The sequence below is a fragment of the Leyella stercorea DSM 18206 genome (assembly GCF_000235885.1).
GTDB classification, from domain to species: Bacteria; Bacteroidota; Bacteroidia; order Bacteroidales; family Bacteroidaceae; genus Prevotella; species Prevotella stercorea.
Genome location: NZ_JH379373.1, coordinates 1 through 1417, shown reverse-complemented (window position 1 = coordinate 1417; position 1417 = coordinate 1). Strand labels below are relative to the sequence as shown.

The 1417-nt window shown below is 50.8% G+C and carries 2 protein-coding genes; both read right to left on the bottom strand.

From position 1 onward, the window contains the following. The coding region (locus tag HMPREF0673_RS01790; protein WP_007897348.1) for a hypothetical protein at positions 1–839 on the bottom strand (839 nt) is incomplete at its 3' end. Positions 840–853: 14 nt separating this feature from the next. Continuing rightward, a partial coding sequence (locus tag HMPREF0673_RS01785) for a DUF5045 domain-containing protein (RefSeq protein WP_007897346.1) occupies positions 854–1417 on the bottom strand: 564 nt, incomplete at its 5' end.

Genomic DNA, 1417 nt, shown 5'->3' with positions numbered 1-1417 from the left:
CCGACGAAGTAGAGCATTGCACCATAGAAATGTACTGTCAGATACCTTATAAGCCACTTCGCCCATGCACCTTCCCATTTGGGCAACAGCGAGAACGCCCATTGTATAGGTCCGAATATTGTTAACATGCCCAGTAGGATTTGCTGGCAATAGATGGTCGCCCACCATCCGATACGATACACAATCAGAGCGATAAGCATGATGATTTTGTCGATACCTACGATGACTCCTGCCGTCAGTGAGGTAAACCACAGTTCGGCTGCGTCTTTCTCCATCTTCGTCACTTCGTCCACTCCGGTTTGTTCCATGGTCGCTTCTACCAGGTTCGGGTCGGAGGTACCCGTGTGAGCGACATCTGCCTGTGCTTGCAAGCTTTGGTACATCGTGTCACGTACATGGATAAGTTGCTGCACTTCCTCGAATTTGTCCGCTATTTGGGTGGCTTCTGCCTCGTACAGATCATGCGTGTACGAGCCGATGCAGTTCGGGATGTAAGACAGGAAGTCAAGGAAACACCAACTGCTCCCACTGCCAGCCATACCCGTGTCTGCTGGCGGATACCACCAACAGAGGATGATTGAAACAGCCAAAGGACGGAACAGCTTCAGCACATCCAGTGGCTCATGTTTCACCATCATCTTGTACGCCATTCCCGCTGCCATCACAATAGCGAACAGGGCAGCCAGTGCCATGCACATTTGTAGTATCCACCAGAACGGTCCCTGCGAGCCGGTAAAAGTCGCATCAGTCAGGAACTCGTTCGTTTGAAAAATCACATCGTCAATTTCTTCTTCAAGGATATTAATACCGAAATCCGAGAGTATATTTCCGTCTGCCATACGTTTTTGTTTTTTCAGTTCCCTTTATTTACTGTTTCATCTCCGTCGCCGCTGCCACCCGTGTTATTGCCAGATTGCGGGCCGCGCACGGCAAAGCGCGATTCGTGCCATCGGTTCACCGCATCGCGGACAATACTCTCCTTATCCAGAGTACGGTCAGCGGTAGTATTCAGTAGCGTACTTGTTATCGTAGTATTCTGCCGTTTGGCAAGGTAGCCGACAAGGATTTCGTTCTGTCGAGTTATATCCTCGTAGATGCGCAGATACTCTTTCTTCCGCTGTGCGTTGGGCATATAGGCATCTTTCGTTGCATCAATGGCGCACTGGTAGATATGGTAATATTCCGTCCATCTGTCTTTATCCTCCGGTGTCCCCCCGACAGGCAAGATGCGGTCTATGTTTCGTTTGAGCCGTACCATCTGTCCGTTGACCTTATCGCCTTCAGCGACCCATGCGATGTCCGCTTGACGGTCAGCCACGTTCAAGGCTTCTATCTTTGCCCGGCTCACCAATGCCGAGTCGATGGCTTCAGCTTCGTCCGTTTGGTTGTATAGGTTGACGCCCGCCAGTGTGCGGAA